Below are 17,545 nucleotides of genomic sequence, written 5' to 3'. Positions count from 1 at the left end.
AGATGGACTGCATGGTGCTTTAATTGTTTTTTTGGCCCACGGATTCAAAACTGTGGCCAGACGAAAAAGTGTGCCAAGGCATGCCGTCGCGAGCACGCGGAGTGAGGTCAACTGTTCGAGCAACCCGCACCCACGTGCCATCCACAAGGGGCACACGCGCCTGCAAGCGAAAACGCCGAACGGTTGCGTTATCGATGGCCCCGGCATTCAACGCCGTGGTGTCAATACCTTCCAGCCCAGCGCGGCGATCTGCCGCGATGCGCTGGGCAACGGCGACATCGCCGTCGGCCAAGACCGCGAGCACCTCCAGTGGCGCAGCCATGGGATTGACTTTGCCGCCACCCCGAAGATCTGCGGTGATGAGGCCGGAAAGTCTAGCATAGAGGCTGTAATCAATACCCGGTACTTGGAGCAGGTCCTCCCCTGCCTCAAATCGCGCCGCACGCCCCCCCGAGTCTTTTCGCTCACGGGCAGCCACCGTCGCTTGAGCCAACGCTTCAGCCGCCTCTGCAGGCAAGCCCCCCGCCACAGCATAAAGACGCGTTAACAATGGCAACGCAGCAGCATTGATATCTATCAATCCGTTGAGCGGCATCACCTGCACCGAGACTGGCACACCTCGGTATGCGACATCGATCTCGTCCAAGCGCCCTCTAGGAGCGGACTGTGCCGACATGCCCTGAAGCACGATTTGAATGGCTGCGTCTCCTATACCCAAGGCCTCTACGCTTTGGCGTGCACGAGACATCATCCGCGCCTCTTCGCGCACGGAGCGCGTAAGCCCCGTTACGATGATGCTCAGAGCCGCCACCAACCAAAGCACAGCGATCAACACCATGCCTTGATGCCGAAAACCTGGCCGAAAGGACTGGAGCTGCATATTTATTGGCTCCCGCCAAATACGGCGCCAGAGCTCAAGGGGTCGCTGGCCGGTGCTATGCGCATTGCGACCACCAGTTCCGGCCACGCTCCCTTCAAAGTCTTGATCCCGACCATCACACGCTGAGGCAGACGGTCAACAACCGTCCAACGCCGCGTCCACACGGGAGGCTCTGTCTCTCCATCCTCGTATTGCAGCGCAAATTCTGCGACACCTGTGATCAGCGTATGGGCAGTTGCCTGCGCCCAATCTGGTGGCTGCGAATCACCCGTCCACGGAACAAAGCGCACGACCAAGGCACGTCCTTCGGATGCCGCATCCAACGACAACCTAAAGTGATATCTACCGCCAGCGCCATAGCGCGCAGGCATGATCCCGATCCAGCTCAGCTCTCGCTCTTCACCAGTGAAAGCGAATTGACTACCGCCATCAACGACGGGAGCAGCAAGCTTCCTCGCAGAAATCCGCCCCAAGATATCGCGCAGAAAATCACCGGCCACGCGCATCTCATCGTTCCGCTGCAAGCGCAGGTCAACCCGCTCTTCCGTCTGAGCCATCGTGCGCAACGCAGACGCCATCGCGAGCATGACCAACGAAAGAAGAGAAATGACGACCAACAACTCAACCAGAGTAAAACCCCGGCTGGCCCCGACAGATTTACTGCCGTGCACGAACTTGGTCATAAATTGCGCCCAACCGGCATTGGCTTTCTCTGGGGCCGCACCGTGTTCAATTCAAACTGACGCTGACGGCCTGAGCCTTCATCCCAGGATATGGCGATCTTTATTTCGTGCAGAGGAGGTGCATTCAAATTGCCCACCGATGTGGGAAATGGCGCACTGGTGATGGCCCATGCGTAGCCAGCGGAGGCCCCCGATTGGTTCCAACCCTGCTCAGGGACCGCATCCCTCAGCGACAGAAGCGACTCTGCCAGAAAAACTGCACCTTGATATTGCTCGACCTGCGCCACAGTGCGCGCAGTACCGCCACTGGCGCGATAGAGCATTCCCAATGACAAGGCCATGATGGCAAAGGCAACGAGCATCTCCAACAAGGTGAATCCTCGTTGCGATTGGCCTCCACGGCTCATGGCAAAAGCGCTTCCAGCGTGGCGCGACCGGAAAGCCAATCAACTCTCAAGCGAGTTCCGCCTCCAGAAGCACGCAGAACTTCAATGCTACCGCCGGTAGCGCCACCACTCGGCAAGAACCGGATCGACGCCTCACCTCGCCCTACAAGCTCGTTGCCTGCAACCACAGCACGAAGTCGCAACGAATCTGGCAAAGTGCGTCGCACCTCGGCATCCACCCCATAATTTCGTTCAGCCAAATTGACAGAAAACCGCACTTCGCGCCCTTCTGCGATTGCACGATAGCGCGCACTGCGCATTTGGCCCAGCATGGTCCGCACAGTGTCACGGTAGGCCGATGCGTCTCGCATGCGGTCAAACGCCACAGGGGCAAGACCCATGAGCAAAGCCAAGATACCGAAAACGACCAGTAACTCAACCAGGGTGAAGCCTCGCTCGCCTCGCACAGCGACGCCCTTGTGAGATGGGTGGCGATCCAACAGACTCAGGGTTTATTGCGGATATCCGCGGCTTCACCCTCTCCCCCGGGAGCGCCGTCAGAGCCAAGAGAGACGATGTCAATACCGCCAGATGCGCCCGCGTTCGTGTAACGGTAGGGGTGCCCCCAAGGATCGGTTGGCACACCACCCTTGAGGTAAGGCCCAGCCCATCCATTCACGCTACCGGGCTTTTTAACCAGCGCCTCCAAACCCTCTTCAGTGGTGGGATAACGCCCCACATCCAGCTTGAAAAGTTCGAGCGACTTGTCCAAATCTGCAATCTGCACACCCGCAGTTTTGGACTTCGCTCCACCCAATTGATTGAGCACGCGCGGTCCCACCAGCCCCGCCAACAGCGTGAGGATGGCCAGCACCACCAACAACTCAATCAGCGTGAAACCCCGAGAGGGCTTGCGAAAAGACGAAATGCCGCAAGCGCGGCGGGCACGAATACTCACCATGGGAGACTGTTCCTTGGGCAAACAAAAATTATACGGCGAGGTCATTGATAGACAGAATTCCAAGCAGGATGGAAACAATGATGGCGGCGATCAACACGCCCAGCACCAGAATGAGGACCGGCTCCACCAACGTCAGCAGGCGTTTGATACCGGTTTCAACTTCGCGGTTCAATATGTTTGCCAATTCCAGCATCATGGGACCAATCCGGCCGGTTTCTTCGCCCACCCGGATGAGATTGATTGCCAGGGGCTCGAAGATACCGGTAGCGGAAATGGCCTGCACCACCTTGCCCCCTTCTTTGACAATAGGAGCCACCCGCCCCAAAGCCTGTTGCAACACCGTGTTGCCAACTGTCTCCGTCGCAATGTGCAGCGCCGTAAGCATGGGCACGCCATTGCCCAGCAGCGTGCCCAGCGAGCGTGAGAACAGTGTCAACTGGTATTTGAGAGCAAGGCGCCCCATCAATGGCAACCGCAACAGCCGCGTCTGCCACCAACGGCGCCCAGGGGGCGATTTCAACCACCTCACCAGCAGCAAACCACCCCCCAGGGCCACCATCCCCATCAGAAGGCCATAGCTAGTAAATGCATGGCCAAGGCCCATCACCAAGCGGGTCGGCAGGGGCAGTGCATCGCCCATATCGGTAAACAACTTCTCGAACTGTGGCACCACGAAACCCAGCATCGCAATCAGCGATAGCACTGCCACCGCCAACAAGATGGCCGGATAAATAGTGGCAGAGATGACGCTGTCCCGCAGGGCACGCTGGCGTTCCATATGCTCAACCAGTCGGTCCAGCACGGCCGACATCTGGCCGCTCGCTTCCCCGGAGCGAACCATATTGATATAAAAATCACCAAATAGCTCGCGATGGTGCGACAACGCACGGCTGAGGGGTGTGCCGCCTTTGACGGCATCCAGAATGCCCTGCATGAGGGCTGCCACACTGGGCTTGTGGCTCATGTCTATCAGCACGCGCAGGGCATTATCGAGCGCGAGGCCCGCACGCAGCATGATGGCCAGCTCCGAAGTAATCGCCAATACATCGGGCGCCGTCACAGGCCCCTTGGACTGGCGCACCTTGGGTTGCGCGAAGCTGCCTGGAACCGATGCGGTGCCGCCTCCCGCCGACGCCGCAGCAACGGCATCTTCGATGCGCAGGGGTGTCAGCCCCTGCCCCCGCAGTTGCTTGAGAACCGCAGCCGCGCTGGAGGCATTGGTGCGGCCTTCCTCCACCTTGCCAGAGGCCGCTGCAGCTCGCCATACGAACTCAGGCATCGGACTGGTCCTGAGTGACGCGCGCCAACTCGTCCAGAGTCGTGTGGCCCGCGGCCACCTTGCGCAAGCCATCTTCGTAGAGGCTCAACATACCACCCTGGGCCGCAATACCGTTAAGCACATTCGCATCGCGCCCTTCGATGATGGCGCGGCGCATGGGCTCATCCAGCAATAGCAGTTCGTGGATCCCCGTGCGGCCCCGGTAGCCCGACTGACGGCAGTGTTCACAGCCCACCGCCCGGTACACGGGCTGGGTCGCCGGACAAAAGCGCGACAGCCCGGTAGTGCTGCGCACTTCAGTGCCTGGATCGTAGGCCTGCTTGCAATGACTGCACAGGGTGCGCACCAGGCGCTGAGCGAGCACGCCATTCACGGCCGAGGTGATGAGATAGGGCTCCACCCCCATGTCCTGCATGCGGATCACCGCACCTGCAGCGGTGTTAGTGTGCAGCGTGGAAAGCACCAGATGCCCCGTCAGCGCCGACTGCACGGCAATCTGCGCAGTTTCACCGTCGCGCATTTCCCCGATCATGATGATGTCGGGGTCTTGCCGAAGGATGGAACGCAAAGCGTTGGCAAACGTCAGGTTGATCTGCGAATGCACCTGGATCTGGTTGATGCCTTCGAGCTGGTATTCCACCGGGTCTTCCACGGTGATGATCTTCTGCGCCGAAGCATCAATTTTGGCCAGCGCAGCATAAAGGGTGGTGGTCTTGCCCGAACCGGTTGGGCCGGTAACCAGCAAGATGCCGTGCGGACGCGCCAGCAGCGTGTTGAAGCGCTCCAGCGTGTCTTTTTCAAACCCCATCTTTTCCAGTTCAAGACGCACACTCGCTCGGTCCAGCACGCGCATGACCACGCTTTCGCCGTGTACGGTGGGTACCGTGGAGACGCGCAAGTCCAGCTCACGGCCTTTGACCCGCGTCTTGATACGGCCGTCTTGCGGTAGGCGGCGCTCGGCAATGTCCAGATGCGCCAGCAACTTGACACGCGAATTGACGGCGGCGGACAGGCGCGGCGGCACAAGTTCGCCCGGATGAATAACGCCATCCACCCGATACCGCACATGCAGGCCGTCGTCAAACGGCTCCAGGTGAATGTCCGAGGCCCGCAGGTCGATCACGCGGCCAATGATGGTATTGACCAAACGAATGACGGGCGCCTCGCTGGCCAGGTCTTTCAGGTGCTCGACAAAGTCGCCGCCATCTAGCCCATCGCCAAAGCCGTCATCTTCATCTTCGGGGGCCTCCTCCACAGGCTCGGCCAGGGCCTTCTCGATATCCCCCTCCAGTGCCAAGTGCGGCTGGATCGCCAAGCCCGTGGCCAGGCGCAGTGCCTTGACGACAAACGCATCCTGCGGCACCGCCATGGCAACGTGCAGCACGCCATCTGCCAGGCGCAGGGGGTACACGGCATTCGCTTGCAGAAATTCTGGAAGCAAGCCGTCCACTTCAGGCATCAAGTCCGGAAAATCGTCGCCCGGCACCAGCGGAATGGCCAATTGCGAAGACAGGGCCCTGGCTACATCGGCGTCCGACACCAGCCCCAGACGCACCAGCACCCGGCCCAGCATGCCTCCCATCTCCTGCTGCGCTGAAAGTGCGCGCTCCAGGTCGCGCGCACTGAGCTTGCCAGCCTGCACCAGCAATTCGCCGATGCGTGGCCGCTGCTCGGCAACCGCCATGAACGGTTCGCTCGAAGCCGAAAGTGTATTTGTCGTCATGAATGTCGGGGTACGGAACTGCGGGGGGCCATCCATAAGGGGCACAGGCAGGGCCCAGCCACTACCTCGCAGGAAATGGGCTTGAGTGTAGCCGCCGCTAGGTTCCCCGCTCCGCCACTCGTGAATGCTGCTGTACACGCACAATGCGTCGGCACGGGACATCCCCAAGAAACCGGCATTCCGGTGGCTCTCGGCTCCGCCGTCACCAACCGCCATCAGATCTTCCTGCCAAAACCGGCGGCTGGTCAGGTACCAACGGCCGTTCAGCAAACGGCCACGGGGATCACTTGAATTACATTCACCGCCTCTCTCTCGATCGCCCTTCCCGCATCCGCCATGAACTGTCGCTCCCCCCGCCGCTTTGTCGACCTGGCCATGGCGTTGGCTGCCTGCGGCGTGCTGGCCGCCGGAGTAGGTGGGCTGCTCATGGTTCGCAGCCTCCCCGCACACGGCCAGCGTGCCCCCATGCTGCTGGCGCCGATGATCGGCGTGATCGAACCCTGCGTCATGGCGCAGGAGGGTGCTGGCGCGCCGGAGTTCGACGATTTGCGCGCGACATGTACGGGCCCAAGTGGCTCGGCGGCAAAACTGGTGGAGTCCACCCTTACCGGCCTGCAGCACGCCGCCGGTGCCGCACCCACATACCCTCTGGGCTATACCCTCCCCGTTCCTCTATTGCAGCTGTTTCGCAAAAGTGCCGATGGCTGGGAGATAGACACCGACACCGTGGGTCGATTGGTGCGCACCGTGCGTGACAATTCCCGACCTCTGATCCTGTATTTGTTTTCAACGCACTTCAGCACCGACGCGCCGCTGGAGAAAGCCCTTGCCGCAGACTCCGCCAACCTCGCGCAGACCCGGGACGGCCCACTGGCCCAAAGCCGCTACTACGGGGCCCCACTCAACAACTGGACTTTCGCGACCACCGAGACCGAGCTGACTGCTCGGCGAGTGCAGGCCACGAAGGCGTTGCTGGAGGCCGTATGCCGCTTGCCGGCTGTGGACGTCGCCAAGATCAGGGGCGTGACCTTGCTGGGCGAGCTGCACCACCTGTTCCCCGACTTTGAGGCCGGCATGGGCTTTGCTCCTCCCTATCGGGTGACCGATTACAGCCCGCATTCCGTGGCGTGGTTTCGCCAATTCCTGAAGCAGGAATTTGGACGCATCGAACAACTCAACCGAGTGCTGGGATCGGACTATGCCTCGTTCGAGGAGGTGCAACCGCCCTCGCGCGACATTCGCACAGAGCCGCTTCAACGGTTCACGGAACACATCGACTCATTCGCCCACGGAAGCCTGCCCATCGCAGGGTGGGCCTACGCACTCCGAACGGAAGGAGCTCCACCGCCTTGGGTGCACATCTACCGCAACGGTGTTTTTGTGGGCAAGACCCCGGCAAATCAGGGGCGGCAGGACGTACTTGCCGCCCACCCCGAATTTGGCGACGCCAACACTGGGTGGCGCTGGGACCTGGACTTCCGGCGCTTGCCCACGGGGCTGCACCGCATCGATGTATTCATCGAGCAGACACCGGGGCAGTTGATCCTCCTGGGGACACGCAACATCGCTCTGATGGACCGCGAGCAAAGCACGCCCAGCGCACTGCCTCAACAGCCGCTTCCGCACAGCAAGCCCATCCCCCATGGCGCGCAGGCCCATATCGATCTGCCGGCCGATCAGTCGGCCTATTACTACAACCCGCTGGTACCCTTCTGGCACACATTCCGCAGCCAGCAGGTCGTGGACTATCTGAAGTTCTTCGATGGTGCGGTGCGCCAGTCATGCCTTGCCGGCACGCCGCACTACACCCACCAGATCATCCCGTTTACCAATCCAGGCTGGGATGCGAACAAATATGCCATCCAGGCGTCGCTACAACCGATGGGCGCCATTAGGCTGGGAGTGAGCCTGTACGGCGACGCCGCCTACGGCGACACGTTTTCGCGGTGGTATGCCCGCTCCGCACACCACGGGTACGGGGTGACAGAATTCCATCCCCTCAAGGCCATGGACACAGCTTCGGTGCAGCGCATGCTGGGCCAGCATGCCGCCCGAGGAGCGGAGTTTCTCTCGTTCTTTATGGAGCCACGTTGGTACGGTCGGCTCGTGCCCCGTAGCCACAACCCATTTGCGTTCGACCCGGACAATGCGAGCTATGGTTCAGCCGCGCTCTACCGGTCAGTGCAGCAGACTTTGTCCACGCCCCGGCCATAAGCCAGCTGACGCAGCCCCTCAGGCGAACACTTCCGCCTGCACAAGCACCCGCCCCTGAGCATCCTTGACCGACAGGTTGGGCGTGCCCTCGAAACGCCAATCGATGGCCAAGGTGCTGTCATTCCACGCAATGCACCGCTCATGCTCCGGCGCGTAATAGTCGGTGGTCTTGTACAGGAACTCCGCCACATCGCTGAGCACCACGAAGCCGTGGGCAAAGCCGGGTGGGATCCACAGCTGGTGGTGGTTGTCGGCACTCAGTTCCGCCCCCACCCATTGCCCGAAGGTGGGCGAGCTTTTGCGGATGTCCACCGCCACGTCGAACACGGCCCCGTGCACCACGCGCACGAGCTTGCCCTGGGGCTGCTGGACCTGGTAGTGCAGGCCGCGCAGTACGCCTTTGCTGCTGCGGCTGTGGTTGTCCTGCACGAACTGGTAGTCCGTGCCGGTGGCAGCGTTGAAATCGCGCTGGTTGAAGCTTTCGTAAAAAAACCCGCGCGCGTCGCCGAACACTTTGGGCTCGATCAGGACGACGTCGGGTATGGCGAGGCGGGTGGCTTGCATACGGGTTCTCAATAGATCTTTTCCTGGACCACGCGCAGCAGGTACTGGCCGTAGCCGTTCTTGCTCAAGGGCTTGGCCAGGCTTTCCAGTTGGGCTGCGTCGATCCAGCGCTGGCGCCACGCAATCTCTTCGGGGCAGGCAATCTTCAGGCCCTGGCGGCGCTCGAGCGTGGCGATGAACTGGCCGGCTTCGAGCAGGCTGTCGTGCGTTCCCGTGTCGAGCCAGGCGTAGCCCCGGCCCATGATCTCGACGTTGAGGCGGCCCTGCTCGAGGTACAGGCGGTTGAGGTCGGTGATCTCGAGTTCGCCGCGTGCCGAGGGCTTGAGATTGCGCGCCAGTTCGACCACCTGGCGGTCGTAGAAGTACAGCCCCGTGACGGCGTAGCTGGATTTGGGCGATGCGGGCTTTTCTTCCAGCGAGAGCACTTTGCCCGAGGCGTCGAATTCGGCCACGCCGTAGCGCTCGGGGTCGTGCACGTGGTAGGCGAAGACACTGGCGCCTTCCTTGCGCTGCATGGCGTTGCCCAGCAGCAGGTGCATGTCGTGGCCATAGAACAGGTTGTCACCCAGCACCAGGGCGCTGGGCGCGTCGCCGATGAAGTCTTCGCCAATGATGAATGCCTGCGCCAGTCCGTCGGGGCTGGGCTGCACTGCATATTCAAGGTGGATACCCCACTGGCTGCCGTCACCCAGCAGTTGTTCGAAGCGCGGGGTATCTTGCGGCGTGCTGATGATGAGGATGTCGCGGATACCCGCCAGCATCAGCGTGCTGAGCGGGTAGTAGATCATGGGCTTGTCGTACACCGGCAGCAGTTGTTTGCTGATGGCCAGGGTGGCCGGGTGCAGCCGGGTGCCGGAGCCCCCGGCCAGGATGATGCCCTTGCGGTTGGTGGCTTGGGTGACTTTGTAAGCGTTCATGGTGTGACGCGTTTTCTTGAATCAGTGTTGTTTTTCGGTATGCGCCAGACCCAGTTCGGCGGCGATGGCGTGCAGTCTTTTGTCGCGAGTCCAGAGTAGTTGCGCCCCCAGCCGGGCGGCTGCCAGCAGATGCATATCCACATAGCCTATGCCGCGCCCCATAAGTGCGTGCGCGTCCATAAAAAACAGCACTTCCCTGTCAGTGGTCACCCGGAGCTGGGGCAGCGCCTGCAGCAGACCCAGCACCTCGGCGCGTGCGCGCAAGCTTCCACAGGCCAGCTCACCAACCACAAATGGGTGCATATCCACCTGCCCGGCCTGTAGTGCGGCCGTTAGTTCGGCTTCACCGTGACGCAAATGGTCTATCCAAACGGATGTGTCCACCAGCATCACGCTTCAGGCTCTCTGTGGCGGGGGATGGGCTGCAATTGGGGTTCGGTCCCGCCGAGTCGGGCCAGACGGCGCGCGCTCTCGCGCTGCACCAGCGCAAGCAGTGCTTCGCGGATCAACTGGGTACGTTCGGTCAAACCGCTGATTTGCTGCGCCTGGGCCAACAATTCATCGTCAAGAGTGAGTGTGGTACGCATGGGTTCATCCTTTGGACATCAAGCGATGCGTCGATTTCGACATCAAATGATGACTTATTTTATGACAACACTTCTTGTAGCATGCGCTCGACGCCGGTTTGCCAGTGCGGCAGTTGCAGGCCGAAGATGGTTTGCAATTGGGTGGTGTCCAGGCGTGAGTTGTGCGGGCGCTGCGCCGGCGTGGGGAACGCGCTGGTGGGCACAGGCGCCACCTCGGTTGCTTTAATCTTGATAGCAGGTTGCGCTTGCTGTGCTTGCGCAAGCACGTATTTCGCATACAAATGCCAGTTGGTTTCGCCGCCGGCCACGCAGTGGTACAGGCCGCCGGCCTCGGGGTGCTGCTGCAGGTGGCGCAGTGCGTGCGCGGTGACGTCGGCCAGCAGGTCGGCGCCCGTGGGCGCGCCCCATTGGTCGTCGATGACGGTGAGGCGGTCACGCTCTTGCGCCAGGCGCAGCATGGTCTTGGCGAAGTTGCCTCCGCGCGCGGCATAGACCCAGCTGGTGCGCAGGATCAGGTGTTTGGCGCCGGATTGCTGGATGCGCTGTTCGCCTTCGAGCTTGGTGCGGCCGTACACGCTCAGGGGGGCGGGGGTGTCGGTCTCTACCCACGGGCGGGTGCCGCTGCCGTCAAAAACGTAGTCGGTGCTGTAGTGCACCAGCCAGGCGCCCAGGCGCGCGGCTTCTTCGGCCAGTACGCCGGGCGTGGTGGCATTGAGGGTGCGCGCGAACTCGGGCTCGCTTTCGGCCTTGTCGACGGCGGTGTGCGCCGCGGCATTGACGATGACGTCGGGGCGCAGCGCGCGCACCGTGTCGGCCAGCCCTGCGGGGTTGGCGAAGTCGCCGCAATGCCCGGTGCTGTCGTGGTCCAGCGCGGTGACCGTGCCCAGCACGGACAGGCTGCGTTGCAGTTCCCAGCCCACCTGGCCGCCTTTGCCCAGCAGCAGGATGTTCATGCCGTTGCCTCGGCGGCCTGGTACTGCTTTTGCACCCATTCACGGTAGGCGCCCGATTGCACCTGGCCCACCCATTCGGGGTGGTCCAGGTACCACTGCACGGTCTTGCGGATGCCGCTGTCGAAGGTTTCGGCTGGTTTCCAGCCCAGCTCGCGCTCGATCTTGCGGGCGTCGATGGCGTAGCGCCGGTCGTGGCCGGGGCGGTCCTGGACGTAAGTGATCTGCGCGCGGTAGCTTTGCCCGTCAGAGCGGGGGCGCAGCTCGTCCAGCAGGGCGCAGACGGTGTTCACGATGTCGATGTTGGGCTTTTCGTTCCAACCGCCCACGTTGTAGGTCTCGCCCAGCTGGCCGGCCTGGAGCACGCGGCGGATGGCGCTGCAGTGGTCTTTGACGTAGAGCCAGTCGCGGATCTGCATGCCGTCGCCGTACACGGGCAGGTTCTTGCCAGCCAGGGCGTTCACGATCATCAGCGGGATGAGCTTTTCGGGGAAGTGGTAGGGGCCGTAGTTGTTGCTGCAGTTGGTGGTGAGCACCGGCAGGCCGTAGGTGTGGTGCCAGGCGCGCACAAGGTGGTCACTGGCGGCCTTGCTGGCCGAATACGGGCTGTTGGGTTCGTAGCAGTGCGCCTCGGTGAAGGCCGGGGCTTCTGCGGACAACGTGCCGTACACCTCGTCGGTGCTCACGTGCAGGAACCGGAATGCTTCTTTTTCTGCAGCAGGCAGCGCTTGCCAGTAGTGCCGTGCGGCTTCCAACAGCCTGAAGGTGCCGACGACGTTGGTCTGGATGAAGTCTTCGGGGCCGTGGATGGAGCGGTCCACGTGCGATTCCGCGGCGAAGTTGACGATGGCGCGGGGCCGGTGTTCGGCCAGCAGGCGCTGCACGAGCGCGCTGTCACCGATGTCGCCCTGCACGAAGATGTGGCGCGCATCGCCCTGCAGGCTTTCCAGGTTGTGCAGGTTGCCCGCGTACGTGAGTTTGTCGAGGTTGACCACCGGCTCGTCGCAGGTGGCAAGCCAGTCCAGAACAAAGTTGGCGCCGATGAAACCGGCACCGCCGGAGACAAGAATCATGGTGTGAGCCGAGGTAGCTGCCGATTGGCAAAGCTGGCGATTATCCCATCGGCATGCGCCCGACACGTAACCGGACGCTGCGCGCAGCATGAGCGCATCTTCTCCGCTGGGCGGCCGCCATTGCGTGGCTCGACGGCCTCCGCCTCTCCTTTTTTAGGAGCACGCACCTACACCTGCAACGCGTGGCGGCGTAAAGTGCGTTCGTGTGCCAGTGCTGTGCAGTCCTGGTAACCATTCACCCTTTACCGGAGGTCTCATGGTCAAGAAGCAGAAGGTCGGCAACAACAAGAAGAGCGACGCGCAGTTGTCCAGCACCGTCAAGGAATCGGCGCAGCAGATCTGGCTGGCCGGGCTGGGCGCGTTTTCGAAGGCGCAGGAAGAAGGCGGCAAGGTGTTCGAGGCCCTCGTCAAGGAAGGTCTCACCCTGCAGCGCAAGACCCAGGCCGTGGCCGAGGAAAAGATCACCGAGGCCACCAGCCGAGTGACCACCATGGCCACCGATATCGGCTCGCGCGCGGCGGGGCAGTGGGACAAGCTCGAAAACATCTTTGAAGAGCGGGTGGCCAAGGCCCTGGGCAAACTCGGTGTACCTTCCGCGCGCGACATCGAGGCCCTGCATGCGCGCATCGAAGCCCTCACCCCCAAGGCTGCCAAAGCACCCGTAGCCAAGACCACTGCCAGATCCGCCGCCGGACCAGCAACCAAGGCCCCCGCGAAGACCGCCGCGCGCAAGCAGGCCAGCGCGGCGCCCGCCGTGAAATCGGCCGCAGCGAAGAAGGCGGCACCCAAGCGCCGCGCGCCAGCCGCGCCCAAGGCCACGGCACCGTCCGACACCATCTCTGCCCCCCTGAACCGCACGCATGCTCCAGCCCCGGCGCGGGGCTGAGCTTGCATCCCTCCCTGCGACCGCGTGCGCCATCGCACGCGGTCGCTTTGGCTGGGCCGCTGTGCGCACACCACCACGGCGGAGCGCGTGCACGGACGCCTTGGCAGGCCGCGCATCGCACGGTTGGCGTTGCTGCAGTGCAGCAATCTTCGCTCGGTTAGAGTAGGCCTCAGAGAGCCCGCAACAACCAAAAGCAAAGGCACGCCCCATGGTGAAGAAAGCGCCTCGCCGCACCGCCGAACGCATTCTGGAAGTCACCCTCGACCTGTTCAACCGGTTCGGCGAGCCCAATGTGTCCACCACGCTCATCTCGGCCGAGCTGGGCATCAGCCCGGGCAATCTCTACTACCACTACCCCGCCAAGGACGAGCTCATCAATGCGCTGTTCGACCGGTACGAACATGCATTGAACGAGCTGCTCGGCGCCGCCGACAACGTGCGCAACGTCGAGGACGCCTGGTTCTTCGTGCACACCTTGTTCGAAATCATCTGGCAATACCGGTTTCTCTACCGGGACCTCAACGACCTGCTCTCCAAGAACCGCCGCCTCGAGACGCATGTCCAGGCCATCCTGGCGCGCAAGACCCGCGCGGTGCGGGCGATGCTCGATGGCATGGGCCGCAGCGGTGCCGTGCGCATCGACGCCTGCGACCAGGAGGCCACTGCCACGAGCATGGTGGTGGTGCTCACCTATTGGCTCAGCTTCGAATACGTGCGCGACCCGCGCCGCGCGCTCGAGCCCGAAAGCGCACAGGCCGCGCTGCTGCGGGGTGCACACCACGTACTGACCCTGCTCACACCCTACCTTGAGGACGGGCAGCGCAAGCACCTGCAGCAGATTGTGGGCGCCTACGCGCCGGTGACTGGCCGAGCTACCCCGTAACAATCCCAGGAGACGCACCATGGCCGAATGGACCCCCTTTCCCCACGCGGGCGATTACCGCTTCGATGTCGCCAGCGTCAAGGCCCTGTGGGGCGCGCTGCACCGCGGCGATGCCGAGCCCTGTCCGCAGGACGACGCCGTGCTGCGGGCCTGGGCACTTTTCCACAACGGCGAATTCGAGCGCGCGGCACAAGCGGGGCTGGACGCCGGCGGCCCCGGGCTCACCGTGGCCAACAAGGCCACCGCGATCTATGCCAACTACCTCGAACCGCGAGAAGAGGCACGCCTGGCTTTGTTCACACGGGTGGCCGAACGCGCCGAGGCTCTCACGGCACAAGAGCCGCAAAACGCCAACGCGTGGTACTGGCATGCCTACGCGCTGGGCCGCTACAGCCAGGGCATCAGCGTGGCCAAGGCCCTGGCGCAGGGGCTGGGCAGCAAGGTCAGAAATGCGCTCGAGAAGGCCGTAGCCCTGTCGCCCCGGCATGCCGATGCCCGCATCGCTCTGGGCGCCTTCCATGCCGAAGTGATCGACAAGGTGGGCCCGCTGATCGGTGGCATGACCTACGGTGCCAAAAAGGACATGGGCCTTCGGCTGTTCGAAGAGGCGTTGCGCCTGAACCCGGACTCGGCCATCGGCATGATCGAATACGCCAACGCCCTCGTGATGCTCGAAGGCGACAGCAAAATGCAAGAAGCCACGCAGCTCTATGAAAAGGCGGCTGCCTGTACACCCCAGGATGCGCGCGAACACCTCGACGTGGAACTGGCGCGCACCGAACTGGCGGAAGACTAAGGCCTGCTCACACGGTTCTGGCCTGTGTGAAGGCAGCGCCCACGCTGCTCAGGGGCCAAACCGCCGCGCGGCGATCTCCAGCAACCCCTCGAAGATCAGGTTGTCCACCAGCTCGAAGGGCCGCGTCATGCTGGGCGCCATCTTCCAGCCCGCCCCGCCCGTCATGACGCAGGCCGGCTCTGCCCCGCAGTGGGCAATGACGTGCTGCACCATGCGCTCCACCGCGCCGGCAATCGCATAGGTGCCTCCGCTGGTCAGGGCATCGCTGGTGTTGGTGGGAAACAGCCGCACCTCGCCGGTGGGCACATGCAGGCCGGCCGTGCCGGCCTCGAGCGCGCGCAGCATGATGCCGTGGCCCGGCAGGATGAGCCCGCCGAGAAACCGGCCGTCCGCATCCAGGCATTCCACCGTGACCGCGGTGCCCACCATCACCACCACGATGGGACGTGCGGGCCCCTGCGCGAGCACGTGGTGGCGGGCGCCGATCATGGCCACCCAGCGGTCCGAGCCCAGGCGCGAGGGGTAGTCGTAGCCATTGGTGACGCCCGCCTCCTGGGCCGACGACACCACCCACTGGGCGGGCACGTCCCACAGTTCCATCTGGTCCTGCACGCGGCGCTTGACGGCATCGCCGGCCACCACGCAGCCCAGCATGCGGCTTGGCACCGGCAACTGGGCCCATGAGCCTTCGGCCAGGCGGTCGATGTGGTCGAGAAATTCGGCACCATGCGCCAGCAGGGCAGCCCCCGGGCGGTGGGCGTCGTACAACGCCCATTTGAGACGTGTGTTGCCGACGTCGATGGCCAGAAATGTCATGCGGCGGATTATCCCGAGTTTTCGCGCCCACCCGTTCGCCTGGCGGACAGCCCTGACGGCCCAGGCCTGCGCGGATGCTTTCCTGGGCGCAGGGTTCGTGCAGGCTGCCCGCCGTGGTGGCCGCGCCACCTCGGGCAATTCTCTGACACACGAACGGCATGCGCTCGGCTAAAGTGGCCGCTTCGCATGCTGCAACCACAGGAGGATCACCATGGGTTTTTTCAGTTTCATCAAGGAAGCCGGAGAGAAGCTTTTCGGGGGCAAGGAAGCAGAGGCGGCGGTGCAAGACAACCCGGCCGCCATGGAAGAACTCAACGCCCGGGCCGCCACGGCGATCGAGGCCTACATCGCCTCGCAGAACCTGGGGGTCGAGGCTGTTCAGGTCACTTTTGACGGCACGCAGGGCAAGGTCACGGTGCGCGGCCAGGCCCCCACGCAGGAAGCCCTCGAGAAAGTCACGCTGTGCTGCGGCAACGTGGCCAACGTGAAGGATGTGGACAACCTCATGGCCGTGGTGGCGCCGGCGCCCGAAGCGCAGTACCACGACGTGGTGCGGGGCGACACCCTGTCAGCCATTGCCAAGAAGTTCTACGGCGACGCCAACAAGTACCCCAAGATCTTCGAGGCCAACAAGCCCATGCTGACGCATCCCGACAAGATCTACCCGGGGCAGAAGCTGCGCATTCCGCCCCTGTAACGGCGGCAACCACCCCAAAAAAAACGGGCGCCCTCTTGCGAGAGCGCCCGTTTCTTTGTGCACTCACCCCTGGCGCCAGGGCAGCCCTTGCCGGCGCCAGCCGCCCTTCTTGCCGCGCTGTCCGTTCTCGTCGGGGTCGCCCTCGAAGCCCTCGAGAACGTTGTAGGCCGTGATGCCCAGCTCGGTAGCGCGCCGTGCGGCCGCAATCGAGCGCACGCCGCTGCGGCACAGCATTAGGGCCCGGCCGCCCTCGGGCACCGCGGCGCGCAGCTGGGCGTCGAAATCGGCATTCATCGCCATACCGGGCCACTGTTTCCAGGCCACCGCAATGGCTCCGGGAACCCTGCCCACCCATTCGCGCTCGGCGTCGGTCCGCACGTCGATGAGCACGGCCTCCCCGCTTTGCGCCCACTGCCACGCCATGGGCGCGGATACGTCGCCCGCATAGCCCTCGGCCGCGCGCGGCGCCTGCAGTGCGGCGCCTTCGGCATCGTGGCGCAGTCCCGAATGGCGATTGGCAGGCACCGCTTCATCGATGCGCCGGGGGCGGGGCAGGTGCAACGACTCCATCAGCGCGACAAACTCGGCCTGGCTGCGGCCGGCCACGCGGGCATTGGCGGCTTTTTCGGCGCAGATGGTGGAATGGCTGCGGCCCTGGTAGTCATGGCCCGGCCAGACGGTGGTCTGCGGCGGCAGGACAAACAGCACGCCGGTGATGCTGCGGTACAGATCCGCTGCGCTGCCCGACTGGAAATCCGTGCGGCCGCACCCGTTGATGAGCAGGGTGTCGCCCGTGAAGACATGATCGCGCCACAGGTACGACATGCTGCCCGCCGTATGCCCCGGGGTGTGCAACGCCCGCAAGGTTTCGCGGCCGAATTCAAGCGTCTGCCCGTCGTGCAGCTGCACCGCCGCCGTGCCGATGCCGCATCCCTGCGGCACCGCCGTCTGCGCCCCCGTGTGCTCGGCCAGGCGTCCGGCGCTAGTGATGTGGTCGGCATGCGCATGGGTTTCAAGGGCCCAGCGCAGCGTGAGGCCGTGCGCCTGCAGCACCGCCAGATCGCGCTCGAGCTGCTCGTCCACGGGGTCGATGATGAGGGCCTCGCGCGTGGCGGGATCGTGCAGGATGTAGGTGTAGGTGCTGGAAGCGGGGTCGAACAGCTGCAGGGGAATCATGGCGGGCATCCGGGACAAAATATTCAACGGGTGGTGCCATTGTGCCGCGCGGCCGCGCGCCTGGCTGCTGCGGG

The 17,545-nt window shown here is 63.4% G+C and carries 20 protein-coding genes and 1 pseudogene; 5 read left to right on the top strand and 16 right to left on the bottom strand.

What is annotated here, in order from left to right; genetic code table 11:
- Window positions 1-19: 19 nt before the first annotated feature.
- From ACDELDRAFT_RS03470 to gspE, 7 genes are all read right to left on the bottom strand, one after another.
- Complete coding sequence (locus ACDELDRAFT_RS03470; protein ID WP_232504708.1) at window positions 20-646, bottom strand: type II secretion system protein GspK; 627 nt, start codon at window positions 644-646, stop codon at window positions 20-22.
- 236 nt (window positions 647-882) lie between these two features.
- Window positions 883-1,563, bottom strand: a complete 681-nt coding sequence (locus tag ACDELDRAFT_RS03465) for a prepilin-type N-terminal cleavage/methylation domain-containing protein (RefSeq protein WP_005793476.1) — start codon at window positions 1,561-1,563, stop codon at window positions 883-885.
- On the bottom strand, window positions 1,560-1,970 hold the full coding sequence (locus ACDELDRAFT_RS03460) for a prepilin-type N-terminal cleavage/methylation domain-containing protein (RefSeq protein ID WP_040327958.1): 411 nt from the start codon (window positions 1,968-1,970) through the stop codon (window positions 1,560-1,562). The genes ACDELDRAFT_RS03465 and ACDELDRAFT_RS03460 overlap by 4 nt, the downstream gene beginning before the upstream one ends.
- Window positions 1,967-2,416, bottom strand: a complete 450-nt coding sequence (locus ACDELDRAFT_RS23885; RefSeq protein WP_081470076.1) for a type II secretion system protein — start codon at window positions 2,414-2,416, stop codon at window positions 1,967-1,969. Before ACDELDRAFT_RS23885 ends, ACDELDRAFT_RS03460 begins: the two co-directional genes overlap by 4 nt.
- 38 nt (window positions 2,417-2,454) lie before the next feature.
- Window positions 2,455-2,910 (bottom strand): type II secretion system major pseudopilin GspG, encoded by a 456-nt coding sequence (gene gspG, locus ACDELDRAFT_RS03455; RefSeq protein WP_005793475.1) that lies wholly within the window; start codon window positions 2,908-2,910, stop codon window positions 2,455-2,457.
- 28 nt (window positions 2,911-2,938) lie between these two features.
- On the bottom strand, window positions 2,939-4,189 hold the full coding sequence (locus ACDELDRAFT_RS03450) for a type II secretion system F family protein (protein ID WP_005793473.1): 1,251 nt from the start codon (window positions 4,187-4,189) through the stop codon (window positions 2,939-2,941).
- Window positions 4,182-5,912, bottom strand: a complete 1,731-nt coding sequence (gene gspE, locus ACDELDRAFT_RS03445; RefSeq protein WP_040327956.1) for a type II secretion system ATPase GspE — start codon at window positions 5,910-5,912, stop codon at window positions 4,182-4,184. The genes ACDELDRAFT_RS03450 and gspE overlap by 8 nt, the downstream gene beginning before the upstream one ends.
- A 336-nt stretch (window positions 5,913-6,248) precedes the next feature.
- Between gspE and ACDELDRAFT_RS03440 the strand changes: the two genes are divergently transcribed.
- Window positions 6,249-8,126, top strand: a complete 1,878-nt coding sequence (locus ACDELDRAFT_RS03440; RefSeq protein ID WP_005793470.1) for a hypothetical protein — start codon at window positions 6,249-6,251, stop codon at window positions 8,124-8,126.
- An 18-nt stretch (window positions 8,127-8,144) separates the two neighbouring features.
- Here ACDELDRAFT_RS03440 and rfbC read toward each other — a convergent pair whose 3' ends face one another.
- From rfbC to rfbB, 6 genes are read right to left on the bottom strand one after another with little or no spacing between them, the layout of a single operon-like run.
- Window positions 8,145-8,690, bottom strand: a complete 546-nt coding sequence (gene rfbC / locus ACDELDRAFT_RS03435; RefSeq protein WP_005793468.1) for a dTDP-4-dehydrorhamnose 3,5-epimerase — start codon at window positions 8,688-8,690, stop codon at window positions 8,145-8,147.
- Window positions 8,691-8,698: 8 nt separating this feature from the next.
- Window positions 8,699-9,607, bottom strand: a complete 909-nt coding sequence (rfbA, locus tag ACDELDRAFT_RS03430; protein ID WP_005793466.1) for a glucose-1-phosphate thymidylyltransferase RfbA — start codon at window positions 9,605-9,607, stop codon at window positions 8,699-8,701.
- A gap of 21 nt (window positions 9,608-9,628) precedes the next feature.
- Entirely contained in the window at window positions 9,629-10,000 is a 372-nt protein-coding gene (locus ACDELDRAFT_RS03425; RefSeq protein WP_040327954.1) for a type II toxin-antitoxin system VapC family toxin, read from the bottom strand.
- Window positions 9,997-10,194, bottom strand: coding sequence for a type II toxin-antitoxin system VapB family antitoxin (locus tag ACDELDRAFT_RS03420; RefSeq protein ID WP_005793463.1), 198 nt, complete (start codon window positions 10,192-10,194; stop codon window positions 9,997-9,999). Before ACDELDRAFT_RS03420 ends, ACDELDRAFT_RS03425 begins: the two co-directional genes overlap by 4 nt.
- A 59-nt stretch (window positions 10,195-10,253) precedes the next feature.
- A complete protein-coding gene (gene rfbD, locus ACDELDRAFT_RS03415) occupies window positions 10,254-11,147 on the bottom strand; it encodes a dTDP-4-dehydrorhamnose reductase (protein ID WP_005793461.1) in 894 nt (297 codons plus the stop codon).
- Complete coding sequence (gene rfbB / locus ACDELDRAFT_RS03410) at window positions 11,144-12,217, bottom strand: dTDP-glucose 4,6-dehydratase (protein ID WP_005793460.1); 1,074 nt, start codon at window positions 12,215-12,217, stop codon at window positions 11,144-11,146. Before rfbB ends, rfbD begins: the two co-directional genes overlap by 4 nt.
- A gap of 256 nt (window positions 12,218-12,473) precedes the next feature.
- On the opposite strand from rfbB, the gene ACDELDRAFT_RS03405 reads away from it, so the two are divergent.
- The 3 genes from ACDELDRAFT_RS03405 to ACDELDRAFT_RS03395 all read left to right on the top strand — a co-directional run bounded on the left by ACDELDRAFT_RS03405 (window position 12,474) and on the right by ACDELDRAFT_RS03395 (window position 14,782).
- Window positions 12,474-13,103 carry a phasin family protein gene (locus ACDELDRAFT_RS03405; RefSeq protein ID WP_005793458.1) on the top strand — a complete coding sequence of 210 codons (630 nt, stop codon included), beginning with the start codon at window positions 12,474-12,476 and terminating at the stop codon, window positions 13,101-13,103.
- Window positions 13,104-13,311: 208 nt separating this feature from the next.
- On the top strand, window positions 13,312-13,986 hold the full coding sequence (locus ACDELDRAFT_RS03400) for a TetR/AcrR family transcriptional regulator (RefSeq protein WP_005793456.1): 675 nt from the start codon (window positions 13,312-13,314) through the stop codon (window positions 13,984-13,986).
- Window positions 13,987-14,005: 19 nt separating this feature from the next.
- The gene (locus tag ACDELDRAFT_RS03395) at window positions 14,006-14,782 is read left to right on the top strand and encodes a hypothetical protein (RefSeq protein WP_005793455.1); all 777 of its coding nucleotides are present in this window, start codon (window positions 14,006-14,008) and stop codon (window positions 14,780-14,782) included.
- Window positions 14,783-14,830: 48 nt separating this feature from the next.
- Here the strand turns inward: ACDELDRAFT_RS03395 and ACDELDRAFT_RS03390 are convergent, their stop codons facing one another.
- Window positions 14,831-15,598, bottom strand: coding sequence for a type III pantothenate kinase (locus ACDELDRAFT_RS03390; protein ID WP_005793453.1), 768 nt, complete (start codon window positions 15,596-15,598; stop codon window positions 14,831-14,833).
- 211 nt (window positions 15,599-15,809) lie between these two features.
- On the opposite strand from ACDELDRAFT_RS03390, the gene lysM reads away from it, so the two are divergent.
- Window positions 15,810-16,295 carry a peptidoglycan-binding protein LysM gene (gene lysM / locus ACDELDRAFT_RS03385; RefSeq protein ID WP_005793452.1) on the top strand — a complete coding sequence of 162 codons (486 nt, stop codon included), beginning with the start codon at window positions 15,810-15,812 and terminating at the stop codon, window positions 16,293-16,295.
- A 63-nt stretch (window positions 16,296-16,358) separates the two neighbouring features.
- Here lysM and ACDELDRAFT_RS25545 read toward each other — a convergent pair whose 3' ends face one another.
- Window positions 16,359-16,718 (bottom strand): rhodanese-like domain-containing protein, encoded by a 360-nt coding sequence (locus ACDELDRAFT_RS25545; protein ID WP_232504711.1) that lies wholly within the window; start codon window positions 16,716-16,718, stop codon window positions 16,359-16,361.
- 72 nt (window positions 16,719-16,790) lie between these two features.
- Window positions 16,791-17,471 (bottom strand): annotated as a pseudogene (locus ACDELDRAFT_RS26070) (MBL fold metallo-hydrolase); the annotation flags it as partial.
- Window positions 17,472-17,545 lie beyond the last annotated feature (74 nt).

It is taken from the genome of Acidovorax delafieldii 2AN (assembly GCF_000175235.1).
Classification (GTDB): domain Bacteria; phylum Pseudomonadota; class Gammaproteobacteria; order Burkholderiales; family Burkholderiaceae_C; genus Acidovorax; species Acidovorax delafieldii_B.
Note: the sequence above shows the minus strand (reverse complement) of the source record. Positions and strands in the feature narration are given on the sequence as shown.

Coding starts and splice junctions, on each gene's coding strand:
- ACDELDRAFT_RS03440 (WP_005793470.1), top strand. CDS start 6,249: ATGAACTGTCGCTCCCCCCGCCGCTTTGTCGACCTGGCCATGGCGTTG.
- ACDELDRAFT_RS03460 (WP_040327958.1), bottom strand. CDS start 1,970: ATGAGCCGTGGAGGCCAATCGCAACGAGGATTCACCTTGTTGGAGATG.
- rfbB (WP_005793460.1), bottom strand. CDS start 12,217: ATGATTCTTGTCTCCGGCGGTGCCGGTTTCATCGGCGCCAACTTTGTT.
- ACDELDRAFT_RS03450 (WP_005793473.1), bottom strand. CDS start 4,189: ATGCCTGAGTTCGTATGGCGAGCTGCAGCGGCCTCTGGCAAGGTGGAG.
- rfbC (WP_005793468.1), bottom strand. CDS start 8,690: ATGCAAGCCACCCGCCTCGCCATACCCGACGTCGTCCTGATCGAGCCC.
- ACDELDRAFT_RS25545 (WP_232504711.1), bottom strand. CDS start 16,718: ATGGCGTGGCAGTGGGCGCAAAGCGGGGAGGCCGTGCTCATCGACGTG.
- rfbA (WP_005793466.1), bottom strand. CDS start 9,607: ATGAACGCTTACAAAGTCACCCAAGCCACCAACCGCAAGGGCATCATC.
- ACDELDRAFT_RS03390 (WP_005793453.1), bottom strand. CDS start 15,598: ATGACATTTCTGGCCATCGACGTCGGCAACACACGTCTCAAATGGGCG.
- ACDELDRAFT_RS03465 (WP_005793476.1), bottom strand. CDS start 1,563: ATGACCAAGTTCGTGCACGGCAGTAAATCTGTCGGGGCCAGCCGGGGT.
- ACDELDRAFT_RS03400 (WP_005793456.1), top strand. CDS start 13,312: ATGGTGAAGAAAGCGCCTCGCCGCACCGCCGAACGCATTCTGGAAGTC.
- ACDELDRAFT_RS03405 (WP_005793458.1), top strand. CDS start 12,474: ATGGTCAAGAAGCAGAAGGTCGGCAACAACAAGAAGAGCGACGCGCAG.
- gspE (WP_040327956.1), bottom strand. CDS start 5,912: ATGACGACAAATACACTTTCGGCTTCGAGCGAACCGTTCATGGCGGTT.
- rfbD (WP_005793461.1), bottom strand. CDS start 11,147: ATGAACATCCTGCTGCTGGGCAAAGGCGGCCAGGTGGGCTGGGAACTG.
- gspG (WP_005793475.1), bottom strand. CDS start 2,910: ATGGTGAGTATTCGTGCCCGCCGCGCTTGCGGCATTTCGTCTTTTCGC.
- ACDELDRAFT_RS03420 (WP_005793463.1), bottom strand. CDS start 10,194: ATGCGTACCACACTCACTCTTGACGATGAATTGTTGGCCCAGGCGCAG.
- ACDELDRAFT_RS03395 (WP_005793455.1), top strand. CDS start 14,006: ATGGCCGAATGGACCCCCTTTCCCCACGCGGGCGATTACCGCTTCGAT.
- lysM (WP_005793452.1), top strand. CDS start 15,810: ATGGGTTTTTTCAGTTTCATCAAGGAAGCCGGAGAGAAGCTTTTCGGG.